The following is a 23,660-nucleotide window of genomic DNA, read 5'->3' on the forward strand; positions in this document are numbered from 1 at the left end:
GTCAGGGCGAAGTTTTAATAAAGTTGGAATAATTTCTCTATCCCTTGCCCATACTGTGGACAACAGTTTTTAAAAAGTGAGGGATTGGTTATGTTATTTCTTCATGACGTATGGGTGAATTGGTTTGAAGGGGAAGAGAATGGCTATAATGTGTGTCATTTTCATGAGTGGCGCAAGGAGGACAGCGTGGAGCTGTTAGATCAAGTACCTTTACTCAAGGTGCAGAGTCCTTTGTTTGATTACATAGAGAATGATCTATCAGAGCTGCCAAAGACGCTGCTAGAGACTGTATTTGAGAAATCATATATTCGAAAAAATCATGAACGCCGTAAATTAGAGTATTGCTTTGTGGTTACGGACGGGATAAGAATCATCGCTGTGGATACGATTGGTTATTCCATCCCTGTGAGAAAGAGCCGATTGATTCCAAGACAGGAGCAATTGGTCTATGAAATGGTGAAAGATGTGAAGGCAGAGGAGTATGAATTCACGCCGGACAGCCTTGAATCGACGAAAGAATATCACATCCTATCATTACCACCGCAGCATATCAGCGGATTAACGAGAAAAGAAAGACAGCTGAAGCAGCTGATGTTTATGGCGCTAGATCAACTAAAGGGGCTTCAAAACCGAGCAGAAATTGCCTATTGGTATACAGAATGGAATCCGCGCATGTACAACCAGATCAAACGAATGTCTTTCGAGGAAATTTGGAACATGCTTTATAACGAAACCATTGATGGATGGTCAGAAAACCATTTAGCCTTTTGTGAAAAAATGATTAAAGGACAGCCATTTTTTGAAAAACTTTGGGAAATGGAAAACGAATCAAAAGTGAATTAGAACAAGCTTGCAGCTGAATATGCTGCAAGCTTGTTTTATTTGCGTTTCCGGCCAAGACCCATTGCATTCTCCATTTTTTTCAGCATTTTGTTTGCCGCACGGTTTGCCTTTTCAGCACCCTCATCTAAAATGCGGTCAAGCTCATCTGACTCAATGAGTTCATAATAGCGATCTTGAATCGGTTTTAACGCATCCACGACAACGTTCGCAAGATCTCCCTTAAATTCACCATAACCTTTGCCTTCGTATTTTTGTTCAAGCTCTGCAATCGATACGTTCCCTAATACAGAATAAATCGTCAGCAAGTTGGCAATTCCAGGTTTGTTTTCTTTGTCATATTTGACGATGCCTTCTGAATCAGTCACAGCACTTTTGATTTTCTTTTCAAGCTGTTTTGGCTCATCTAATAAGGTAATGAAAGATTTTTGGTTCGGATCAGATTTGCTCATCTTTTTCGTTGGGTCTGTTAAAGACATAATCCGAGCGCCTTCTTTTGGAATTTTGACTTCAGGTACAGTAAAGATGTCGTTATACTTTCGGTTAAAGCGTTCAGCAAGCGTTCTCGTTAATTCAAGATGCTGCTTTTGATCTTCTCCTACAGGAACTAAGTCCGTACCGTATAACAAAATATCGCCAGCCATTAATGGCGGATACGTTAATAGTCCTGAAACGACTGCTTCCTTACCAGCAGATTTGTCCTTAAATTGAGTCATTCTTTCTAATTCCCCAATATAAGCGACACATTGCAGCATCCATCCTGCCTGGGCGTGGGCAGGTACCTCTGATTGGATAAACAATGTTGCCTTCTCAGGATCAAGTCCCACTGCCAAATAAAGAGCGGCTAAGCTTCTAATATTTTGTCGAAGGGCTAAACGATCCTGACTCACCGTAATGGCATGCTGATCGACCACACAAAAGTAGCCGTTGTAATCATGCTGAAGATCGACAAATTGTTTCATCGCTCCAATGTAGTTCCCCAATGTCACAGAACCGCTAGGCTGTATGCCTGAGAAAATCGTCTTTTTTGTCATACTAAAACCTCTTTTCTTCAATATAAAAAGGCCCACCCATCACTTTTCAACAGAAAAGGGACGAATGAACCGTGGTACCACCCTTGTTATTTCAATACGAAATCACTCAAGACGTTGATATCGGAGACTGCTCCGTCTAAGCCTACTGACTCTGTCAAGTGTTCGGTTAGCTGCTCCAAAGCCCATTCCATACATGCCATTATCTGCTTGCACCAACCGCAGACTCTCTGTAAATGGTGAATATATGTACTCTTCTTTTTCATCGCAAAAATGTAATTTCATTCATTATAAATAAGCAAAAATCAAAAGTCAAAACTTACATATAATAAATCAAGAGCAATATTAACATTTCAATGAGTAAACTCAAACCTAATGTTCTTAAGGTTGAAAAGTTACTTTGAAAAGATGATGATAAATGTTTGTTTAAACTGTCATCAACATGGTCCTTTTGCTTATTTAAAGAATCAAACACCTTTCGGAAGCTGTAAGATATTTGATCAAAAAATCCATTTTTTAAAGTGATGAACGATAACCACACTAGCAAAGTGCCAGAAGATAAATAAAATGTGATGTTAATCATGCTTAAGAAAGATATGTGCCCATAAAAGAGGAAGCTTAAAATGAAAACAAGGCCATTAGAACTAAGTAAAAGAATAAAAAATCTAATAACAATCACTCCTGCGCATTAAAACTTTACTGTACTAAAATAGCAATAAAAACGTTTAATTCAAGACTTTCACTATATAAGAAAAACGAAACAAGGAAAGAAGCTGTTGTTTTAATCAATTTCTTGATATCAGTTTACAATGAATCATGAAGATTGCCAATTGTATAGACAGGATTACTTCTGATTAGGTATTTAAGATCACGAAATCTCAGAAAAATAACCAAATTATTTCAATTTTTTAATAAAAATATTAAAAAACAGTGGAAATATGAAAATTTTCTTAAAAAAATGAATGCACAATTACTTATTTGCTAGTATAATAGTTCCTGTAGTTCATTTATGAAGGGGAGGTCAACAACTAGATGAAAAAGTCTAAATTTTCACTGCTTTTAGTTTTTTTATTGGTGCTGACTATTTTTGTATCTGCATGTTCAGGTAAACAAAGTAGCGACAAGGGCACTGCATCCAAAGATTCAAAACAAGAGGCTACAATTTTAGAATCACAGGAAATGCCTGCAATGGATACAATCCAAGCGAGTGATACAATCAGTTTTACGACTATGAATAACGTGTTTGAAGGTTTGTATCGTTTCAACGATAAAGAAGAATTAGTGCCTGGTATGGCTGATGGGGAACCAGTTGCTAACAAAGATAAAACAGTTTACAACATCAAAATTAAAGATGCAAAATGGTCTAATGGTGACCCAGTTAAAGCTCAAGACTTCGTATATGCATGGCAACGTGCTTTAGATCCAGAACAAAAGTCTGAGTATGGCCCATATATGATGGTTGGTAAAATTAAGAATGCTGATAAAGTTTACAACAAAAAAGCAAAGCCTGAGGAACTAGGAATTAAAGCTGTAAGCGATAAAGAACTGCAAATTACACTTGAAAAACCAATTCCTTACTTCCAATCTCTGCTTTCATTCCCAACATTCTATCCAGTGAATGAAAAATTCGTTAAAGAACAAGGTGACAAATATGCGAAGACTGCAAAGAACCTTGTATACAACGGACCATATGAACTTTCTTCTTGGGATGGACCACAAGCAACTACTTGGGAATACAAAAAGAATGAAGAATATTGGGACAAAAAGAACGTCTCTATGACAAAACTTACTTTTAAAGTATCTAAAGATCCACAAGCAGCTGTTAACGCATTTGAAGCGGGAGAAGCTGATATTACACCTAAATTATCAACACCTGCCATCATCTCTCAATACGAAGGTGATAAGCGGATGAAAAGATTACTAGAACCTACTGTGTTCTGGTTGAAAATGAACCAAGGAAATAAATCTTTAAAGAATGAAAACGTTCGTCGTGCAATTGCAACGGCAATTGATAAAGAAGCGTTTGTAAATGATGTATTGCAGAATGGTTCAGTTGCTGCATACTATCAAATTCCAAAAGATTTCGTACATGATGAAAGCGGAAAAGACTTCCGTGATGGAATGCCTAAATACTTAGAAACTAATAAAGATGAAGCGAAAAAGCTTTTTGAAAAAGGGTTGAAAGAATTAGGAACGTCTAAAGTAACGCTTAATTACTTAGGTGATGATTCTGAGACAGCTAAAACAATCGGTGCTTTCATTAAAGATCAGCTCGAGAAAACTTTACCTGGCTTAGATATCAATATTCAAAGTGTTCCTTTCGCTACTCGTATTGATCGTGATAAGAAAGAGGATTACGATCTTCAGATGGCTGGATGGGGTCCAGATTACCTTGATCCGATCACGTTCTCTGACTTGTTCATCACAGGTGGCGGAAACAACCACATGGGTTACTCAGATAAAAAATATGATCAGTTGTTAAAAGATGCATCTGGCAAATTAGCTGCTAAACCTGAAGAACGCTGGAAAGCTTTACAAGAAGCTGAAAAAGTATTATTACAAGATGACGCAGCACTTTCACCAATTTATCAGAGAGCAACTAACTATCTGATTAATAACAAAGTAAAAGGATTTGTCATTCACAAAGTTGGACCTGAATTCAGCTACAAATGGATGAAAATTGAAGGATAATTAACAATCTTATAGAAAAGAGAGTGTATTCTCTGAATATACTCTCTTTTTCACTGAGAGAAATATGTCGAAATATACAGAAAAGTCAGTTTTATCAGGAGGTGCAAGTATGCTGAAATACTTAATCAGACGGGTTGCCTACATGGTTGTTACCCTCTTCATCATTGTTTCAATCACTTTTTTCTTAATGAAACTTATTCCGGGTTCTCCTTTTGTTAATGCGCAAAAGTTATCAGAAGCTCAACAAGCTGTACTTAATGCAAAATATGGACTAGATCAGCCAATTCCTGTTCAATATTTTCATTACATGATTAATACATTCACTGGGGATTTAGGTGTTTCATTCCAATTCAACAATACCTCCGTAACAGAACTTCTTTCATATCGAGTAGGACCATCTGCTGTCCTAGGCCTTCAAGCGATTATTTTAGGAACGATTGTTGGTATCTTTTTGGGAGTAGTTGGAGCTTTAAGACAGAACACATGGGTGGATTACTCTGCTACTTTCTTGGCAGTTATCGGTAAATCAATTCCGAGTTTTGTATTCGCTGGATTACTTCAGTACTATATTGCGGTGAAATTGGGGTTATTACCAACTCAATTTTGGAATGGGTTTGAATATACAATTTTACCTACTATAGCGTTAGCAATGTTCCCTATCTCCATTTGTGCTCGTTTTATGAGAACAGAAATGGTTGAAGTACTTGAGACAGATTACATTTTACTTGCAAAAGCAAAAGGAGCAGGCTATTTTGAGATCGCATTTAAACATGCAATGAGAAATGCTTTAATACCTGTTGTCACAGTACTTGGTCCATTGACTGTTAGTTTAATGACGGGATCACTAGTAATAGAAAAAATCTTCTCAATTCCTGGAATTGGTGAGCAGTTTGTTAAAGCCATTACAGTAAACGACTACCCAGTTATCATGGGTACAACTATCTTATTTGCCGTTCTTTTTGTAGTGGTTGTATTTATTGTCGATATTCTATATGGAATTATCGATCCTAGAATTCGTGTAGCGGGAGGTAACAAATAATGAAACAGCAAGAAGAAAATATTGATAAAAGTCTGTTTGAACCCGCTGGTGTTGATACATTATCTGCTGAAAAAATTGAAAAACCAAGTCTAAATTATTGGCAAGACGCATGGCTTAGAATTAAAAAGAATAAAGCCGCTGTTGTTAGTATGGTGATTTTATTTTTAATTGTATTCATGGCGCTCGTCGGACCATTAATTAGTGGCAAAGACTTTAGTACTCAAACAACGTCTGAAGCGAACTTACCGCCGCGAATCCAAGGGTTAGAGCATGTTAGTTTCTTACCTTTTACTGGTGAAAGAACACTAAAAAATGGTGATGTGGTCAATCCATATGAACAAAAAGGGATTGAACATTACTACTGGTTCGGTACCGATAATCTTGGGAGAGATCTATTTACACGTGTGTGGAAAGGAACTCAAATCTCACTGCTTATTGCTGTTGTTGCAGCTGTGATCGATTTAATTATTGGTGTTGCCTACGGCGCTATTTCTGGTTATTTCGGTGGGAAAATTGATAATGCGATGCAGCGGATTTTGGAAGTTCTAATGGGGATTCCAAACTTAATCGTTGTCATATTAATGATTCTCGTCTTAAAACCAGGGATTATTCCAATTATTATTGCACTAAGTATTACCGGGTGGATCAGTATGGCTAGGGTCGTGCGTGCTCAAGTCATGAAGCTGAAAGAACAGGAATATGTACTAGCCGCTAGAACTTTGGGATTAAGTAACTTTAAAATTATCTTTAAGCACATGTTGCCAAACTTAACAGGTGTGATGATTATTAATACAATGTTCACTATTCCTAGTGCGATCTTCTTTGAAGCTTTCTTAAGCTTTATTGGATTAGGTCTGCAAGAGCCGCAAGCTTCACTAGGGACATTAATTGAAGATGGGTTTAAATCAATGATCGCTTTCCCATATCAGATGGTTTATCCAGCAATTATCATTAGTGTTATCATGATCGTCTTTAACCTTGTTGCCGACGGTGTGAGAGATGCACTTGATCCAAAAATGAAAGATTAGTACGGGGCGGTGATGTTGATGAATAAACAAGAAACGATTTTAAAAGTAAATGACTTAAATATTTCATTCCACACATTTGCTGGCGAAGTTAAGGCAATTCGAGGTGTGAATTTTGAATTGAAAAAAGGTGAGACGCTTGCCATTGTTGGAGAATCAGGCTCTGGTAAATCGGTAACTTCTAAATCAATCATGGGTCTGCTTCCTAAATCTAACTCCGAAGTGAAAAAAGGAGAGATTTTGTTTCAAGGTAAAAACCTAACAAAACTTTCTGACAAACAGATGCAGAAAATAAGAGGGAAAGATATTGCCATGGTCTTTCAAGATCCAATGACATCTTTGAATCCGACAATGACAATTGGCAAGCAAATTATAGAACCCATCTTAAAACATCAAAATGCAAGTAAAGAAGAAGCTAAAAAAAGAGCACTTGAGCTTTTGAGTCTTGTAGGTATTCCGAAACCGGAACAGAGGTTCAAGCAATACCCTCATCAATTTTCTGGTGGGATGCGACAAAGGGTTGTCGTTGCAATAGCTCTTGCTTGTAATCCGAAAATTTTAATTGCAGATGAGCCAACTACTGCTTTAGATGTAACCATTCAAGCCCAAATTTTAGAACTGATGAAAGATCTTCAAAAGAAGATTGAAACATCTATCATCTTTATCACACATGATTTAGGGGTCGTTGCGAATGTAGCAGATCGTGTAGCGGTTATGTATGGTGGTCAAATTGTTGAAATTGGCACCGTAGATGAGATCTTCTATAACCCAAAACATCCATATACTTGGGGATTACTGAGCTCTATGCCAAGTCTTGATGCAAAAGAGGAGAAATTGTTTGCCATTCCAGGCACGCCGCCTGATTTGCTGAATCCTCCAAAAGGAGACCCGTTTGCGGCTAGAAATCAATTTGCAATGAAAATTGATTTTGAACAGCAGCCGCCTTTATATCAAGTATCAGAAACTCATTTTGCAGCTACATGGCTTTTACATCCTAACGCACCAAAAGTAGAACCTCCTGAATCAATTAAGCAAAGAATGCGACAATTTAATGCGCAAAAAGGGGGGGATCACATTGAGTGAAAAAGATGTTATTTTACAAGTGAAAAATCTTAAGCAATATTTTAATGTGGGTAAACCTAATGAAGTAAAAGCTGTTGATGATGTCAGCTTTGACATTTATAGAGGTGAAACATTGGGTCTTGTAGGTGAATCTGGTTGCGGGAAATCCACTACTGGGAGAACCATCATTCGTCTATATAATGCAACAGGTGGCGAAGTTATTTTTAACGGGCAGAATGTGCATGATAAAAAATCAACAACAGATCTTAAACAATTTAACCGAAAAATGCAAATGATCTTTCAGGACCCATATGCCTCCCTCAATCCAAGAATGAAAGTTGTGGATATTATTGCAGAGGGTATCGATATTCATGGTCTTGCAAAATCAGCACAAGCACGTAAAGACCGTGTATATCAATTGCTTGAAACAGTTGGTTTGAATAAAGAGCATGCGAATAGATACCCGCATGAATTCTCAGGCGGTCAAAGGCAGCGTATTGGGATTGCTCGTGCGTTAGCTGTTGAGCCGGATTTCATCATTGCCGATGAGCCAATCTCTGCACTAGATGTGTCGATCCAAGCGCAGGTCGTCAACTTAATGAAAGAATTGCAAGAAGAAAAGGGCTTAACGTATTTATTCATTGCCCATGACCTTTCCATGGTGAAATATATCAGCGATCGTATCGGTGTGATGTATTTTGGGAAATTGGTTGAGCTGGCACCAGCGAATGAATTATATGAAAACCCGCTTCATCCATATACAAAATCATTACTATCTGCGATTCCGCTTCCAGATCCTGATTATGAGCGTAACCGCAAACGGATTAAATACGATCCATCTGTTCATAAAGGAACAAATACGGAATTTCGTGAAGTGAAGCCAGGTCACTTTGTCAGCTGTACTGAGGAAGAATTCAAAGAGATCAAAGCAAAACAATAAGAATAGAGAAGAAGCACTGCGATATCAGTGCTTCTTTTTTATTTTACAAAAAAACAAGTTGATGGTAATTTTTATGTAAAATGAGTAAACCAGGAGGAAATGAAATGTTGTTATGGAAGACGTTTCGCTATTCATGTCTTCACTTTTTTATCGTCACGATGCTTTTTTCAATATCTTTTTTATCGAAACCAAACGGAGGAAAGTGGATGATCGCATTTTTAGTGCTCATTTGCATCATTTCGTTTTCGGTTGAATTTGCTGTGTATCGGCGCACGAATAAACAGAAGGAAGAAGTCCGGCGTATGAGTACCTTTATTTCATCATGTTTCAGATCGCCATGACACTTCTTTTGTTTACTTGCTTTCAAATGCTCATGAATCGTTCGATATAAAACTTTTTTGCTTTCTCTTGAAAAAAAGTGAAACCACCAATGGCATTGCTGCGTCTTACTAGTACAGGCGTTTAAATAGCAGGAAATCGGGAATAGATAAGGAAGTGGTTCTTAACTACATCATAAGGAGCGGATCCATGAATTGGTATGAAAAGCTCAGTGAATACTTCCCGATAGAAGAAATGAAGTCAAAAGAGCATATGGAAGCTTTATTAAAGGAAAGAAGTGATATTTATCATAAAGAAGAAGGGCCTCATCATGTGATGATGTACGCTGAATTTGATTCTTTCATCTTTATTGATTATTTATTTGTTTCCAAGGATGCAAGAGGTGAAGGCCTCGGCTCAAAGCTCATTCATAAGCTGAAGGAAAAAAGAAAACCGATCTTGCTTGAGGTCGAGCCTGTAGATGAAGATGATGCAGATACTGCAAAACGCCTAAAGTTTTATCAGAGAGAGCACTTCAAGCATGCTGAATCAATTGGTTATAAACGCAGGTCACTTGCAACGAATGAAGTGAACCGCATGGAAATTCTTTATTGGTCGCCTCGTACAGATAATGAGGAAGAAATGATGGAGGCCATGAGAAAGACGTACGAAAGAATCCATACGTATAAAGACGAAGAATGGTATGGACAATCGTATGAGGATGTTGATGATGTGCTGAAGCTCGTTGAAAATAGAAAACAAAAAAATATTTTCGATCATCTCGACTAAATGAGAATGTTCAGACTTCAAACATCTGCACAAAAAGAATGAAATTGTCTAGTTTTTGTCACAAAAATTGCAAGAAAATCTGTTCACACTTACTTTTTTATAGTATAATCACTATAAAGATTACTTATTTAGAACAATTTTAATTTAAGAATACAGATCAATATTCATTCTACAAATTGAGGAGTGAAGATTTATGGTAACATTATACACATCACCAAGCTGTACATCATGTAGAAAAGCAAGAGCGTGGTTAGAAGAGCACAATATTCCATACCAAGAGAGAAATATCTTTTCTGAGCCTCTTTCAATCGATGAAATCAAAGAGATTCTTCGTATGACGGAAGATGGTACAGATGAAATTATCTCAACACGTTCTAAAGTATTCCAAAAACTAAATGTAAATGTTGAGACAATGCCGCTTCAACAATTGTATAAACTAATCAATGAGCACCCTGGTCTTCTAAGACGTCCAATTATTTTGGATGAAAAAAGACTGCAAGTTGGGTACAACGAAGATGAAATTAGACGTTTCCTTCCTAGAACGGTTCGTACATTCCAACTTCGAGAAGCTCAGCGACTTGCTAACTAATAGAGAAGACGAAAAGCTGCCGATCATTTGGCAGCTTTTTTTATTTATTTTCAGCCGTTTGTTCGTAAAAGAGACTGGCTAAAATAACGGTTGCGACGGTTAAAAAAGGAAGCAACAATTCAAGTGTTGTATGCTGCGCCATAAATTCATTCAGTTTTACATCACGGACAATCATTTCTCCGCCTGTAAAAGCTAAAAGGGCACTCCCTCCGTATAAAAGAATCGGAAACTTGGTTAGTGCTGCATGAATCAGCTTACTCCCCCAAATAATAATCGGAACTGAAATCATTAAGCCAAAGGCAGTGAGCACCATGTTCCCCTTAGCTGCCCCTGCAACAGCGATCACATTATCAAGTGACATAAAAAGATCTGCAATCACGATGGTCTGAACAGCACGCCAAAGGGAGCCGCTGCTTTTAATCCGAATGGATTCTTTCTTTTGTTCAATTAACAAATTGTATCCTATATAAAGGAGAAAGAGACCGCCGATAAATTGCAAATAGGGGATGGTCAATAAATAAACGGCAGCACCAGTCATGGTGATTCTCATCAGCACTGCCAAAAGTGTGCCGATCCATATGGCTTTGTTTCGTTTTTCATTTGATAAGCTTCGACTGGCCATCGCAATGATTAATGCATTATCTCCGCCTAATATGAGGTCTATGCCAATAATCATCAGTAAGGATACGATCCACTCTGTTTCCATCCAGTTCACCTCATTTCACTAAAATAGCTCGTACAACCAATATATGAGGACAATTCAAATATATGTTTCTGCAAGTTTTCTCTGCAAAAAATGCGTTTTTATTTCTTTTATTCATGTTTTATCATAAAATAGACAGTACACAGCAATACCTCATTTCTTTAAATGGTTAACATGTAGACGGAACGGGTAAAGTGTAGTAAAGTACTATTAATTGGGAGCTTGTATGTCCCTTCAACATCTTATATAGAAGGGAAGGTTGGCAAAATGGAAATCGAAAGAATAAATGAACATACAGTCAAATTTTATATTTCCTACGGTGATATTGAAGATCGCGGTTTTGACCGTGAAGAGATTTGGTATAATCGTGAGCGCAGTGAAGAGCTGTTCTGGGAAGTGATGGACGAAGTGCACGAAGAAGAAGAATTTGCAGTAGAGGGACCACTTTGGATTCAAGTACAGGCACTTGATAAAGGTCTTGAAATTGTCGTGACAAAAGCCCAACTTTCTAAAGATGGACAAAAGCTCGAATTGCCGATTCCAGAAGATAAAAAAGATCAAACAGATGAAGAAAGTTTAGATGCTCTGCTTGATGATTTTCATAAAGAAGAGCAAGATCAAGAAGATCATAATGAGAAGGACAAAAAACTTCAACTTCAGTTCGTATTGAAAATGGATGACTTTGAAGATTTGATTGCACTTTCTCAATTAAATATGCAGGATTTTACGACAAGTTTATATTCGTTTGAAAACCGTTATTATCTATATGTTGACTTCCACGAGGATTTGTCAGATGAGCAGGTGGAGAATAAGCTTAGTATTCTGCTTGAATATGCTCATGAATCAGTGGTCAGCATCTACAGACTGCAAGAATACGGTCAGCTGATTGTCAAAGAGAATGCGCTTGAAACGATTCAACAGCACTTCTCGTAACAACCAAAAGTCGATTTCTATAGAGGAATCGACTTTTTTATCTGAATGAAAAAGTAAATAAAGTGATCGGCAAGGAGAAAATGAAATGAGAAATGTAGTCAAAGTTCTATTTTTTCTTATCATTACGATAGGTGCTTATTTGATTATCCAAATTTTTGCCGGTGATCTAGCGGTAAGTGTATTAAGTTCCGTCAGTGTTCTATTCACTTTATCGATTATCTTCATCGGGTTTGTCATTTTCTTAGAAAACAGAAATCCCTCTCAAACGATTACGTGGCTTGTTCTGCTTGGGAGCTTTCCGCTTTTCGGGTTTTTGTTTTATATTTTCTTTGGACGCAATATTAAAAAGCGCAGACTTTTTGAAAAGAAAGCGGTACTGGATGAACAACTTGTCCAGGAAGATGAACGTATCCACAGAGAAGCAATTGAAAAAATGACTCATATGGGTGACCATCAGCAGCTCTTATTTAAGCTGGCCCACAGACTTGGACATACCCCTATTACGTATCGCACATCCTCTAAAGTTCTGACCAATGGAGAAGAAACGTTCTCTCATATTTTTGAAGAGATCAAAAAAGCAACACATCACATTCACCTAGAATATTATATTCTCCGTCATGATGATCTGGGACAAGAATTAAAGGACATTTTAATCGAGAAAGCAAAAAATGGTGTGATTGTCCGCTTTTTATATGATGATGTAGGCAGCCTAAAACTCTCCCGTCAATATATTGCTGACTTAGAAAAGGCTGGCGTGCAGATCGTTCCGTTTTTACCAGTGAGACTGCCCTTATTAAATAATAAAATCAATTTCCGAAATCACCGGAAAATCGTGGTGATTGATGGAGAAGTAGGATTTGTCGGAGGACTTAACATTGGGGACGAATATATGGGTAGAAGCAGACAATATGGATTTTGGCGTGATACACACCTGATGATTAAAGGTGAGGCCGTTCGTGATTTGCAGCAGATTTTTATGCAGGATTGGTATTACATGACCAATGAAAGATGCTCGGGTGTGGATTATTTTAAAGATTTCAGCCATATGGAGAGTCGAGCAGAAGGCGTACAAATGATTGCGGGTGGTCCTGATAAACAGTGGGAAGTCATTAAAAATCTCTTTTTCTCCATGATTATCTCCGCCAAAAAATCAATTTGGATTGCTTCACCATATTTTGTACCTGATGATGATATTTTGTCCGCACTGAAAATTGCTGCATTGAGCGGAGTCGATGTGCGAATCATTGCGCCGAAAAATCCAGATAAACGCATCGTATTTCATGCGTCCCGTTCATACTTCCCCGAACTTTTAGAAGCAGGTGCGAAGGTATACGAATATGATCAAGGCTTTATGCATAGTAAGTTTATCATTGTGGATAGTGAGCTAGCTTCAATTGGTACAGCAAATATGGATATGAGAAGTTTTCATCTGAACTTTGAAGTGAATGCTTTCCTCTATAAAACAAAAAGCACACAGAAGCTGGTCAACGATTTCTTAGGTGATTTAGAGCAGTCACATGAAATTGTTCCAGAAGAATTTGCGAAGAGACCTTTGAGGGTGAGGCTGTTTGAATCAACAGCAAGATTATTATCACCACTTTTATAAAAATTGTATTTCCCCCTTTTCTAAAAGGGGGATTTTTGATTTTACTAAGGGAAAGCAGGTTGAAATCGTGTTTTGACACGGTAAAAGTTCATTTTCGATATTCGCTTTCTTGTGAGAGAAAAAGCTATAATACGGTCATCAAAGAGCAAGGGGCGAAATATATGAATGCAGCGATCATGGAGAATGGCAAGCTGGTTCGCATCACACAACATCTGACTAAAAGGCGGCTAGAGCATGTAAGAGCTACGTGCAAATTTTACTGTCCTGAATGTAGGCAGGAGGTTCTATTAAAGCTAGGTGAGCATCGTGTCCATCATTTTGCACATAAACAGCTCTCGGCATGTCCATTAGCGTCCACCGGTGAAACAGCTTATCATCAGGCAGGGAAAATGGCTCTTAAGGATTGGCTCACGCAGCTTGGATATGAGCCGTTACTAGAGAAATATGTTTCAAACATTCAGCAGCGCCCTGATGTGACCGTTGCTATAGAAAATAAAAGCTATGCCATCGAATTTCAATGTGCAAATATTTCGTGGAAAGAGCTATATAAACGAACGGAAGGTCTCCATGCTGCGGGGCTCTATCCTATATGGATCATAGGGGCGAATCGTTTAAAACGAATGGCTGGCCAACTCTTTTCATTCTCCTCCATTCATTGGGGAATTTTAAGGCAGTCAAAGAATAGGAGACTCATTTTTTATTGTCCGATCCAAAATAGATTCATCCACCTGGATCAACTTCTCGTGTTTCAGCCAACGAAAATATGTGCCTCAATGACCGTTAGACCGCCTTCAGCTTATCGCCAACTACCAGCACTCTTATCTGTTTCCTCGAGCAATCATCAATTGTATAAAGAGTGGCTCAAGTGTATTCGGCAATTTAGGGAGCGGCCACCCCGCATTTTAGCAAATGAAAGCAAGCGTTTAAGAACCATTTTTTATGAGCATCATCAAACAGCATGGCCATTTCTACCGACAGAATTATTTATCCCCCTGACAGAAGCATATATCTTTTCAAGCCCTGTTTATGTGTGGCAAGGATGTCTTTATGATTGGATGGTTAGAAAGGGAAAAGAACAAGTGACCATTCATCTACTTTTAAAAGAAATTAAGCGATGTGTCCAGAATAAAGAAGTGAAGCTCCGATATGCCAATGTCACAATAGAAGAAATCAAAGGGGTGATCATTTCATATGTACGGGCGCTTGTGAATCTAGGGTTTTTATACATGACGAAAGAGGGTAATTATCAAGTAACGTCGAATCAAAAGCCTATACAAACAGCAGATGAAGCGATAAAACGAGATGCTTTCTTATTTCATTAGCATGTTTCATGCCCACTTTGATCATGATAAGAAAAAGGTGGTGCTGCTATTGAATAGAAAGAAACGCTTTTTTCTCATTTTTTTAGTTTGTTTGGTATTTATTTCTGCATATGATTTGACAAATATAGTTCAAAACAAAGAAGATAAATACAACACCAATTTCTTTCACTTTCCGAAAGGTTGGTTCAACACAACTCATGCAAGGGGGATTCATATGACTTCACAAAATAACAACAATCATTTACCAGACAGAAGCGAAGTAAAAGAAGAAAACAAATGGCGCCTTGAAGATATTTTTGAAAGTGTCGATTCTTGGAATAAGGAATTCGAAGCTGTAAAAAAAGAAATTCCGAAGCTCGCCCAATTTAAAGGCAAGCTGGCCCATTCTGCTGATGTCTTGTATGAAGCCCTAACATTTCAGGATCAACTTTCTGAAAAACTTGGCAAGCTTTATACATATGCGCACATGAAATACGATGAAGATACAACAAATTCATCATTTCAGGCTTTAAATGATAAAGCATCCAATTTATTTACACAGCTGTCTAGTACATCTGCCTATATTGTTCCGGAAATTTTATCTATTCAAGAAGATAAGTTGCAGCAATTTATTTTGGAAAAAGAAGAATTAAAACTTTATTCTCACGCTCTCGAAGAAATTAACAAAGAGCGTCCGCATATTTTAAGTGAGGAGCAAGAAGCTTTATTAGCTGAAGCCTCTGAACCTTTATCAACATCATCCACTACGTTTAGTATGTTTAATAATGCAGATATTTCGTTCCCTTCTGTTAAGGATGAAAATGGAGAAGAAAAGAAAATTACTCATGGCAACTTCATTACCTTTTTAAACAGTGATGATCGTGAAGTGAGAAAGAATGCTTTTAAAGCCGTTTATAAAACGTATGATCAATATCAGAATACTTTGGCGTCTACACTCAGTGGCTCGATTAAAAAGGATAATTTTTATGCGAAAGTACGTCATTACAAATCTGCAAGAGAAGCAGCGTTATCACGCAACAGTATTCCTGAAGAAGTGTATGACAATCTAATTGATACAGTTCATCAATATTTACCGTTATTACACCGCTACATTGAATTGCGTAAAAAGGTATTAAAGCTTGATGAAGTGCACAATTATGACTTGTATACACCATTAGTAAAAGATGCTGGCATGAAGCTGACCTATGATGAAGCAAAGGATTATATGCTGAAAGGGTTAGCGCCATTAGGAGAAGAATATGTTTCGGTATTAAAAGAGGGACTCGAAAATCGCTGGGTAGACGTTTATGAGAATAAAGGGAAACGAAGCGGTGCGTATTCTTCTGGAAGCTATGGTACGAATCCTTATATCTTAATGAACTGGCAAAATAATATTGATAATTTATTTACACTGGCTCATGAATTTGGTCACTCTGTTCATAGCTACTATACAAGAAAGCATCAGCCATATCCGTACGGAAACTACAGCATTTTTGTAGCGGAAGTAGCTTCTACAACAAATGAAGCATTACTAGGTGAATACTTACTGAATCATTTAGAGGACAAAAAGCAGCGCTTGTATGTGCTCAATCATTTGTTAGAAGGATTTAGAGGGACGGTATTCAGACAAACGATGTTTGCAGAGTTCGAGCACCTGATTCATGTGAAAGCGCAAGAAGGGGAGGCATTAACGCCAGAGTTTATGACGAACCTGTATTACGACCTGAATAAGAAGTATTTTGGCGACGGTATGGTTGTGGATAAGGAAATCGGATTAGAATGGACGCGAATTCCGCATTTCTATTACAACTATTATGTGTATCAATATGCGACAGGCTATAGTGCGGCTCAGGCATTAAGTAAACAAATTTTAGAAGAAGGGAAACCTGCGGTGGAGCGCTATACAGACTTCCTTAAAGCAGGAAGCTCTGACTATCCAATCAACGTGCTGAAAAAAGCTGGTGTAGATATGGCATCGAAAGAGCCAATTGAGGCAGCATGTCAATTGTTTGAAGAAAAATTAAAGGAAATGGAAGAGCTCATCTCAAAGACTGGTGAGTAACGAGAAGACTTCTGTCAGATGTGTGAGTGCAAACTCACCTTTTGGCAGGAGTTTTTTCTTGAAATAAAAAAGGCCAGATTGTTGACAAAGGGCTAAAATGAACTTGATTTTAGCCCTTTGACTTCTTTTTAGCGTGATAGAAAACCTTTGCAGGCTAGGAAGGCCGAGTACTGGAGCGGAGCGAATTTGACATTCGTGAGCACCAGCACGCAGGACTGACACCGAATGCGAGGTTTTGCCTACACGCTAGACCTCGTCTATATGAACGAGGTTTGTACATTCAATGATTACGCTTTAAAACCTTTGAAGGTTTTCCGGTGATTCATTCGATAGAGTGTAAAGAGAATGGAAGCGAATAGGAGTGGAGACGTCAGGTAAAGAGGCAGCATCTTCATTAAGCCTAATATATTTAAACAGAAACATAAGCCAATGGCAACAAGTCCAATGGTTGTGCTGCGCATGCAGATCCCCCCATTTTTTTGTTACTTTCACTATATGAAAGTGACAGTCCTCTTATGTTTTGTGACAAAAATATGAACATATAGTATATCGGTTGTCATAAGTCGACAAAATTTGATATACTACAGATGTGAAATTAATCACATACAAACATTACCCCTTTGTTTGACCGTGAAAAATTTCTCCCATCCCCTTTGTTGTCGTTAAGACATAGTGAAACCGCGCTTATCCCGGCGCGGTTTCTTCGTACTTATAAATAGAACAAGTGTTCCTTTTGGAGTGAAGAAAAAAACATGGGTCAGCACCCATGTTCATTCTCACAGCGGTAGACATCAAGATCTGAATGATTGTCTCCTTCTGTATAACGCCAAAACATTTCTTGATGTACTTGTACACGTTCTACCTTTTTAGCAAATGCGAGCTTTTTCATCTCGCGTTCAACTTCTTCAAGGGTCAGGTCATATACAACGGCAATTTCTTTTGCTGATGCAAATTGAAAGTAAGCGATAAACCATTCAATTGGCGGTCGTTCTGAAGGTGTTGGTTTTTCGCCAATCATTTCAAAGAGAATTTCCTCGTAAATATCATAAGAATATGCACCTGAAATCTTTAATCCTTCTTCACCATTTATCGTATTAAAAAAGGCGAAAGTGGGAAGCTCAGACACATCCATTTCAGCTGCGATTTTCATATCACATTGGAGCGCTTTGACAGCACTTTGAGAATGGATATCTCGCTGGAACTCTTCAATGTCCAGTCCAGCCGTTTTTGCATTTTCTAGCAAGACTTGTTCACTGGTGACGTCCTGCTGATGGCAAAAAAGCGATTCTTGAATGAGTCGTAAAAATTTCATTCCGCATTTTCTGCCCTGAAGTTCAGCTGCTTTTAATGCAAGAGAGGCGAGATAAGGTGATGTCACAATTTGTTCAGACAGCATTTGTTCTTTTTTGGTCTGAGTTTTCGTGGCAAATTTCCCCCACGCTTCTGTTAGTAAATGTTTTTTTCGTTTCCGGTTCAAAGCATTAATACTAGAACTTGTAACCGTTCGTAAAGTGAAGAAACGGCCATATTTCATTTTCAACTTTTTAATTGATGGCTCTAATAACCAGCAGTCCGGGCTGAGAGGATCAATGAATACATAGATTTCAATCGGCTTTTGAGGATGTCCGTGACAATGTGAGAAATATTGCTCATGCGGATTGCAGCTCAAGATCGTCCGTCCTTTTCAGGTATTTGGTTGACCATGTGACGAGCCGTCAAAGACAGTCGCTCAAATAAAAAGTCACGAATATCGCCGGTTAGTCCTACTTGATCCATTGCATCCTCCATGCATTCAAGCCATGCGTCCGCTCGCTCCTCAGTAATCGGAAAAGGGAGATGTCTCGCCCGTAGCATTGGGTGACCATGCTCCTCAGTATAAAGCGGCGGTCCGCCTAAATATTGAGTTAAGAGCTGTTTTTGTTTTCTTGCTGTTTCTTTTAAGTCATCCGGGAAAATAGGATGAAGCAAAGGATGACACTTTACATTTTCATAAAAAGTATCAACAAGTTGCGATAGAAGTTCCTCTCCAACCGCTTCGTAAGGTGCGTTAAACGATTGTACCATGTTGACTACTCCTTTAACTCGTAGCTAATAGGATGGCTCACCCTATTGCGAATTTCATGTATTTCAAAAGTGATATTCAGTTTGTTCTATTTTGTTGTTTCTATTCTTGTATACTTATTTTAACAACCTCTACTCAATTCCACAAACAAACCGCTTTGGTCCTTTGGGAATAGTGAGGGAGACAGGGTCCGTGTTCAATTGACCATATCATAACACATTCAGTCAAAAAAGGGTGAAAAGCGACATACAAAAAACCGAAGAGGTTATTCTCTTCGGTTTAGGCGAAATATTGAGCTGTGATTTTCTTTACATAATTTTGTGTTTCTTTAAATGGAGGAATGCCTCCGTACTTATCTACATTCCCTGAGCCTGCGTTATAAGCGGCTAAGGCAAGTGAGACATTTCCATTATATTTTTGCAGCATTTGTTTTAAATACTTCGTTCCGCCTTCAATGTTTTGGGCTGCATCAAAGGCATTGTTCACGCCAAGTGATTTAGCAGTAGACGGCATAAGCTGCATCAGTCCAAGTGCACCAGCATGGCTGACTGCATTCGTGCGATAACCGGATTCTTGCTTGATCACTGCGTGGATCAGCTTTTCTGGAACTCCGTGCTTTTGAGCCATTTGTGAGACGATCTGATTAATCTCTTTTGATGAAGAGCCTGAAACAGCTTTTTGAAGCGGCGGTGTGTAGCTGTTATTTAAGACGTTTCCAATACCATTTGCGGTATTCAATTGGCTGTCATTTGCATAAAGAGACTGAGATTGAAGCTGTTCACTGCCCGCTATCGCAGATAAATATGGATTCATGCGTGCATATTGCGTGTTCGGAGACGTTGATGGGTCCGATCCCATGAAAGCAGAAATGGAAAGCGGGAGACGAGATAATTCTGATCCGCCTAAAAAATCTTGCAACAGCGACTGGAATGAAGTCTCAGCGCTTGATTCTTGTCCAGCTGTGAGTTGTGTTTGTCCATTATCAGATTGTAACGTTTTGAGTGCTTGAAGCTGCATAAAGGATTGAAGTTGATTGACGTTCATCATGTTCCTCCTTCAAGGAATTCATCTATTCTTTTGTTTTCATTTTTTCTTCATAAAAACGTACGACTTTGTTTTTCGTGTGTCTTGGTGGGATCTGAAATTGCTGAAGCAATGCTGTAAAAGCGGCTTGTCCAATGTCTAAATCGCTCACTTCAAATTCAAGTTCATAGTCCTCTACTGTTAAATATCGGCTGTGATCCAAAACAATTAAGCCTTCTTTAATCATTTTTTCTGCTCTTGACGTTTCCAGTGAACCAAAATACACGATTTGATCCTTTTGAATGTGAAGGTGTACTAATCTGTCTGCCACTTCACCTTCTGGCAGGTGGAAATGTTCAAGACTTGCGGGAGGATCGATCGTTTGGTGAGTTTCCAAAAGGCCGATCTCATGCGGTTCCTTTAATGTGAGGACCCACTGCCCGCCTTTTTCTCTCATTCGTAATGCAGCGAATTTGGATTTTATATCAAATTGAGGTGTATCAAAATAATAGTTGGTTTGAGTGTGGAAGTCCTCGTCCTTTAATTGAAAATATTCTTTTAGCTGTTCAAATTCTTCTTTCATTAATAATTGTTTTAGTTCTATTTCAATTTCCTGTGCCATTTTGACATCAACCTTTCATTTAGAGGAAATATGATTATTGTACATGAAAAGCTTCTTTTTTTCTTATTTATTCCTTAAAAAGAGACGTATATAGATGCTAAATGAGGCAAAATGAACAACGAAATGGAGAAATCAAATTTTCTCAAAAAGTTCGGTTTATCAATATTGAACTTGATATGATAAAATAAAGCTGTACTTTGTTGTAAAGGAGATCATGATGCAAAACAGAATTGAAATCACAGAAGCAACTTTAAAAGAAGACAGGCTGATCTTGACGGTCCAGTCAGATGAGCAAATTCAAAAAGCAAAAGCATCAGGACAAATGCTTGTTGATTCTGATCACTTTGCGTTCGTTTACATACTTGAGACTGAGGAGTCTTTTACGTATCTTATTTTAGGAGAACATACATGGGCTCCATTAAAAGAAGCAATGAATCGTGAAATCCCTGTCTATTTGGCGGCGGAAGAGCAAACGCTAGAACTCATTCAACTTCATCAGGAATTAAACTATTTAATCGACAATATTAAAGACAATGCCAATTACGGAGATATGGAAGAGAAAGTGAAGAGCACATTCCTCTGAAATAATTAGGTATTTGGAATTGGGGGAAGTTTCATGGACAAAAAACAATGGGATCAATTCCTCGCACCATATAAGCAAGCAGTCGAAGAATTAAAAGTGAAACTAAAAGGCATTCGAAAACTGTATGAATTTGAGGATGACCATTCACCAGTAGAATTTGTCACTGGCCGAGTGAAACCCGTTGCCAGCATATTGGAAAAGGCAAAGCGTAAAAACATCCCGATGCATGAGATAGAAACGATGCAGGATATTGCAGGGCTTCGCATTATGTGCCAATTTGTAGAAGATATACAAGTCGTCAAGAAAATGCTCCAGTCACGAAAAGATTTCGTGGTTGTAGATAAACGCGACTATATTGCAGAACATAAAGAAAGCGGATACCGCTCGTACCACCTTGTTGTGTTATATCCGCTGCAAACGATCAATGGAGAGAAGCAGCTCCTCGTCGAAATCCAAATCCGTACATTAGCCATGAATTTTTGGGCGACCATCGAGCATTCTCTGAATTATAAATATAGCGGGAATATCCCGGAGAAGGTCAAGCAGCGCCTTCAAAGAGCTTCTGAGGCAGCATCTCTTCTTGATGATGAGATGTCTGAAATAAGAGGGGAAATTCAAGAAGCGCAAGTGGCATTTTCCCGGAAAAAGAAAAACGATAGCTGAGCCTAAGATTGATCAAATATGATGCTGCTTTCTCGTCGCAGCAAGGTGGAAAAGGAGAAGAATTCATGAAATTTGCAGTTTCTTCGAAAGGGAATTCTGTATCTGACACACTTAAAAATAAAATACAGACCTACTTATTGGATTTTGGAATGGAATTAAATGAAGAGGAACCCGATCTCGTCATTACAGTTGGCGGAGACGGAACCCTTTTATACGCTTTTCACCGGTATAGCAACCGTCTGAACGAAACCGCTTTTGTCGGCGTACATACAGGCCATCTTGGTTTTTATGCGGACTGGGTCCCGAGTGAAATAGAAAAGCTTGTGTTAGCCATTGCCAAAACGCCTTATCATATTGTGGAATATCCGATTCTTGAAGTCATCGTCAGGTACAACGATGGGGGCAGGGAAGAAAAATATTTAGCAATGAATGAATGTACGATTAAAAGTATGGAAGGTACACTTGTGGCAGATGTTGAGATTAGGGGTCAGCTTTTTGAAACATTCAGAGGAGATGGTCTTTGTTTGTCTACACCATCTGGCAGTACAGCCTATAATAAGGCACTTGGCGGGGCTATTATTCACCCATCCATTAGGGCGATCCAGCTGGCAGAAATGGCTTCAATTAACAACAGAGTGTTTAGAACGGTCGGTTCGCCGCTCATTTTGCCGGACCACCATACGTGTGTGATCAAACCGATTAATGATGTGGATTTTCAGGTGACGATAGATCATTTGTCGCTGCTGCATAAAGATGTGAAATCCATTCAATGCCGAGTGGCAGACGAGAATGTCCGGTTTGCCCGATTTAGACCATTTCCGTTTTGGAAAAGGGTGCAAGATTCCTTTATCGGCAAAGGAGAATAAGAAAGAGGTTGTTCTCGCTGGAATACTTTAAGATAAACAAAACCATATCAGCCAAAGAAGAAGGCAGGCTGCTGAAGGACTATTTAATCGATCTTGGCATTTCAAAACGAATGCTGACAGATATTAAATTTGATGGCGGTGACCTTCTGATTAATGGAGAGCATGTGACCGTGAGATATGAGCTGCGCGAGGGAGACAGGCTCACCATTTTATTTCCCGAGGAGAAAGTGAGTGAAGGGCTAAAACCTGCGGCCATTCCGCTTGATATTTTATTTGAGGACGAGCACGTGCTTGTGCTGAATAAAAAGCCGTATATCCCATCGATTCCTTCTCGAGAGCACCCTGAGCATAGTATTGCAAATGGACTGCTTCACCATTATGCTGAACAGCCTGTTCGACTGACTGTCCACTTGGTGAACCGTCTTGATCGTGATACTTCTGGTGTCATGTTAGTCGCTAAACATCGCTTTGCACACAGCCTTTTATCAAAGGCGCAGAAAAAAGGGGAAGTCAAGCGAACGTATAGAGCCATTACACATGGCATGATCACGCAAAAGGAAGGAACAATTAGAGCAAAAATTGCTCGAAAAGGGGACAGCATTATTGAACGAATGGTGGATGAATCTGGTCAGGAAGCCGTAACACATTATACGGTGCGGGCGGTACATACTCATTTAGATATGTCTGATGTGTCCCTTACCCTTGAAACGGGAAGAACTCATCAAATTCGTGTTCACATGCAATTCCTTGGTCACCCGCTTGTTGGAGATACGCTATATGGTGGAACAAGCGAGAGAATAGGCAGGCAGGCGCTTCATAGTGAAACCCTTGTTTTTCCGCATCCGATAACAGGGGAGTCCATGACCTTTTCGGCTCCTTTGCCGGATGATATGACATTATTGCTTCAGTAAA

General features: G+C 38.7%; 25 protein-coding genes and 1 other annotated feature. Of the genes, 17 read left to right on the forward strand and 8 right to left on the reverse strand.

Translation table 11 applies throughout. The features are described 5' to 3' along the window. Positions 1–90: 90 nt before the first annotated feature. Positions 91–843, forward strand: a complete 753-nt coding sequence (locus MKY11_RS05630; protein ID WP_025207150.1) for a YjbA family protein — start codon at positions 91–93, stop codon at positions 841–843. Positions 844–878: 35 nt separating this feature from the next. Here MKY11_RS05630 and trpS read toward each other — a convergent pair whose 3' ends face one another. Continuing rightward, the gene (gene trpS / locus MKY11_RS05635; RefSeq protein WP_008348488.1) at positions 879–1,874 is read right to left on the reverse strand and encodes a tryptophan--tRNA ligase; all 996 of its coding nucleotides are present in this window, start codon (positions 1,872–1,874) and stop codon (positions 879–881) included. A 53-nt stretch (positions 1,875–1,927) separates the two neighbouring features. Further along, positions 1,928–2,146, reverse strand: a binding site (T-box leader). 44 nt (positions 2,147–2,190) lie between these two features. Then, positions 2,191–2,454: a DUF3899 domain-containing protein gene (locus MKY11_RS05640; RefSeq protein ID WP_342501929.1), complete on the reverse strand. Its 264-nt coding sequence runs from the start codon at positions 2,452–2,454 to the stop codon at positions 2,191–2,193. 449 nt (positions 2,455–2,903) lie between these two features. Between MKY11_RS05640 and MKY11_RS05645 the strand changes: the two genes are divergently transcribed. The 8 genes from MKY11_RS05645 (at position 2,904) to spxA (ending at position 10,324) form a co-directional block, all read left to right on the forward strand. Further along, positions 2,904–4,562 (forward strand): peptide ABC transporter substrate-binding protein, encoded by a 1,659-nt coding sequence (locus MKY11_RS05645; RefSeq protein WP_050827153.1) that lies wholly within the window; start codon positions 2,904–2,906, stop codon positions 4,560–4,562. A 109-nt stretch (positions 4,563–4,671) separates the two neighbouring features. Next, positions 4,672–5,601 (forward strand): oligopeptide ABC transporter permease, encoded by a 930-nt coding sequence (opp3b, locus tag MKY11_RS05650; RefSeq protein WP_035392438.1) that lies wholly within the window; start codon positions 4,672–4,674, stop codon positions 5,599–5,601. Beyond that, complete coding sequence (opp3C, locus tag MKY11_RS05655; RefSeq protein ID WP_035392435.1) at positions 5,601–6,629, forward strand: oligopeptide ABC transporter permease; 1,029 nt, start codon at positions 5,601–5,603, stop codon at positions 6,627–6,629. Before opp3b ends, opp3C begins: the two co-directional genes overlap by 1 nt. An 18-nt stretch (positions 6,630–6,647) precedes the next feature. Beyond that, positions 6,648–7,709: an ABC transporter ATP-binding protein gene (locus tag MKY11_RS05660; protein ID WP_035392433.1), complete on the forward strand. Its 1,062-nt coding sequence runs from the start codon at positions 6,648–6,650 to the stop codon at positions 7,707–7,709. Beyond that, entirely contained in the window at positions 7,702–8,628 is a 927-nt protein-coding gene (locus MKY11_RS05665) for an ATP-binding cassette domain-containing protein (RefSeq protein ID WP_035392432.1), read from the forward strand. Before MKY11_RS05660 ends, MKY11_RS05665 begins: the two co-directional genes overlap by 8 nt. Before the next feature lie 104 nt (positions 8,629–8,732). Beyond that, the gene (locus MKY11_RS05670) at positions 8,733–8,969 is read left to right on the forward strand and encodes a hypothetical protein (protein ID WP_235123228.1); all 237 of its coding nucleotides are present in this window, start codon (positions 8,733–8,735) and stop codon (positions 8,967–8,969) included. A 187-nt stretch (positions 8,970–9,156) separates the two neighbouring features. Next, complete coding sequence (locus MKY11_RS05675; RefSeq protein WP_024720065.1) at positions 9,157–9,735, forward strand: GNAT family N-acetyltransferase; 579 nt, start codon at positions 9,157–9,159, stop codon at positions 9,733–9,735. Positions 9,736–9,928: 193 nt separating this feature from the next. Further along, positions 9,929–10,324: a transcriptional regulator SpxA gene (gene spxA / locus MKY11_RS05680; protein ID WP_003211421.1), complete on the forward strand. Its 396-nt coding sequence runs from the start codon at positions 9,929–9,931 to the stop codon at positions 10,322–10,324. 40 nt (positions 10,325–10,364) lie between these two features. Here spxA and MKY11_RS05685 read toward each other — a convergent pair whose 3' ends face one another. Then, complete coding sequence (locus MKY11_RS05685) at positions 10,365–11,030, reverse strand: TerC family protein (protein WP_007499010.1); 666 nt, start codon at positions 11,028–11,030, stop codon at positions 10,365–10,367. Positions 11,031–11,294: 264 nt separating this feature from the next. On the opposite strand from MKY11_RS05685, the gene mecA reads away from it, so the two are divergent. The 4 genes from mecA to pepF all read left to right on the forward strand — a co-directional run bounded on the left by mecA (position 11,295) and on the right by pepF (position 16,929). After that, positions 11,295–11,960: an adaptor protein MecA gene (gene mecA, locus MKY11_RS05690; RefSeq protein ID WP_008348474.1), complete on the forward strand. Its 666-nt coding sequence runs from the start codon at positions 11,295–11,297 to the stop codon at positions 11,958–11,960. Positions 11,961–12,045: 85 nt separating this feature from the next. Then, positions 12,046–13,566: a cardiolipin synthase gene (gene cls, locus MKY11_RS05695; protein WP_342501930.1), complete on the forward strand. Its 1,521-nt coding sequence runs from the start codon at positions 12,046–12,048 to the stop codon at positions 13,564–13,566. A 161-nt stretch (positions 13,567–13,727) separates the two neighbouring features. Further along, positions 13,728–14,888: a competence protein CoiA family protein gene (locus tag MKY11_RS05700; protein WP_024720123.1), complete on the forward strand. Its 1,161-nt coding sequence runs from the start codon at positions 13,728–13,730 to the stop codon at positions 14,886–14,888. Positions 14,889–15,102: 214 nt separating this feature from the next. Continuing rightward, positions 15,103–16,929 carry an oligoendopeptidase F gene (pepF, locus tag MKY11_RS05705; RefSeq protein ID WP_337678309.1) on the forward strand — a complete coding sequence of 609 codons (1,827 nt, stop codon included), beginning with the start codon at positions 15,103–15,105 and terminating at the stop codon, positions 16,927–16,929. 287 nt (positions 16,930–17,216) lie between these two features. On the opposite strand, the gene MKY11_RS05710 is transcribed toward pepF, so the two are convergent. From MKY11_RS05710 to MKY11_RS05730, 5 genes are all read right to left on the reverse strand, one after another. Beyond that, a complete protein-coding gene (locus MKY11_RS05710; RefSeq protein ID WP_008348466.1) occupies positions 17,217–17,390 on the reverse strand; it encodes a hypothetical protein in 174 nt (57 codons plus the stop codon). A gap of 296 nt (positions 17,391–17,686) precedes the next feature. After that, positions 17,687–18,598 carry a ClpXP adapter SpxH family protein gene (locus MKY11_RS05715; RefSeq protein ID WP_007499002.1) on the reverse strand — a complete coding sequence of 304 codons (912 nt, stop codon included), beginning with the start codon at positions 18,596–18,598 and terminating at the stop codon, positions 17,687–17,689. Beyond that, positions 18,595–18,993 (reverse strand): thiol management oxidoreductase, encoded by a 399-nt coding sequence (locus MKY11_RS05720; protein ID WP_342501931.1) that lies wholly within the window; start codon positions 18,991–18,993, stop codon positions 18,595–18,597. Before MKY11_RS05720 ends, MKY11_RS05715 begins: the two co-directional genes overlap by 4 nt. 277 nt (positions 18,994–19,270) lie before the next feature. Beyond that, positions 19,271–20,035, reverse strand: coding sequence for a lytic transglycosylase domain-containing protein (locus MKY11_RS05725; protein WP_008348461.1), 765 nt, complete (start codon positions 20,033–20,035; stop codon positions 19,271–19,273). 25 nt (positions 20,036–20,060) lie between these two features. Next, the gene (locus MKY11_RS05730) at positions 20,061–20,636 is read right to left on the reverse strand and encodes a CYTH domain-containing protein (protein WP_007498999.1); all 576 of its coding nucleotides are present in this window, start codon (positions 20,634–20,636) and stop codon (positions 20,061–20,063) included. 217 nt (positions 20,637–20,853) lie between these two features. Between MKY11_RS05730 and MKY11_RS05735 the strand changes: the two genes are divergently transcribed. From MKY11_RS05735 to MKY11_RS05750, 4 genes are all read left to right on the forward strand, one after another. Then, the gene (locus MKY11_RS05735; protein WP_008348459.1) at positions 20,854–21,219 is read left to right on the forward strand and encodes a hypothetical protein; all 366 of its coding nucleotides are present in this window, start codon (positions 20,854–20,856) and stop codon (positions 21,217–21,219) included. 33 nt (positions 21,220–21,252) lie between these two features. Beyond that, positions 21,253–21,882: a GTP pyrophosphokinase family protein gene (locus MKY11_RS05740; protein WP_008348457.1), complete on the forward strand. Its 630-nt coding sequence runs from the start codon at positions 21,253–21,255 to the stop codon at positions 21,880–21,882. Between the two features lie 65 nt (positions 21,883–21,947). Further along, positions 21,948–22,748, forward strand: coding sequence for an NAD kinase (locus tag MKY11_RS05745; protein WP_008355343.1), 801 nt, complete (start codon positions 21,948–21,950; stop codon positions 22,746–22,748). A gap of 17 nt (positions 22,749–22,765) precedes the next feature. After that, on the forward strand, positions 22,766–23,659 hold the full coding sequence (locus MKY11_RS05750) for an RluA family pseudouridine synthase (protein WP_274660995.1): 894 nt from the start codon (positions 22,766–22,768) through the stop codon (positions 23,657–23,659). Position 23,660 lies beyond the last annotated feature (1 nt).

The organism is Bacillus sp. FSL W7-1085, assembly GCF_038595035.1.
In the GTDB taxonomy this organism is placed as follows: domain Bacteria; phylum Bacillota; class Bacilli; order Bacillales; family Bacillaceae; genus Bacillus; species Bacillus altitudinis.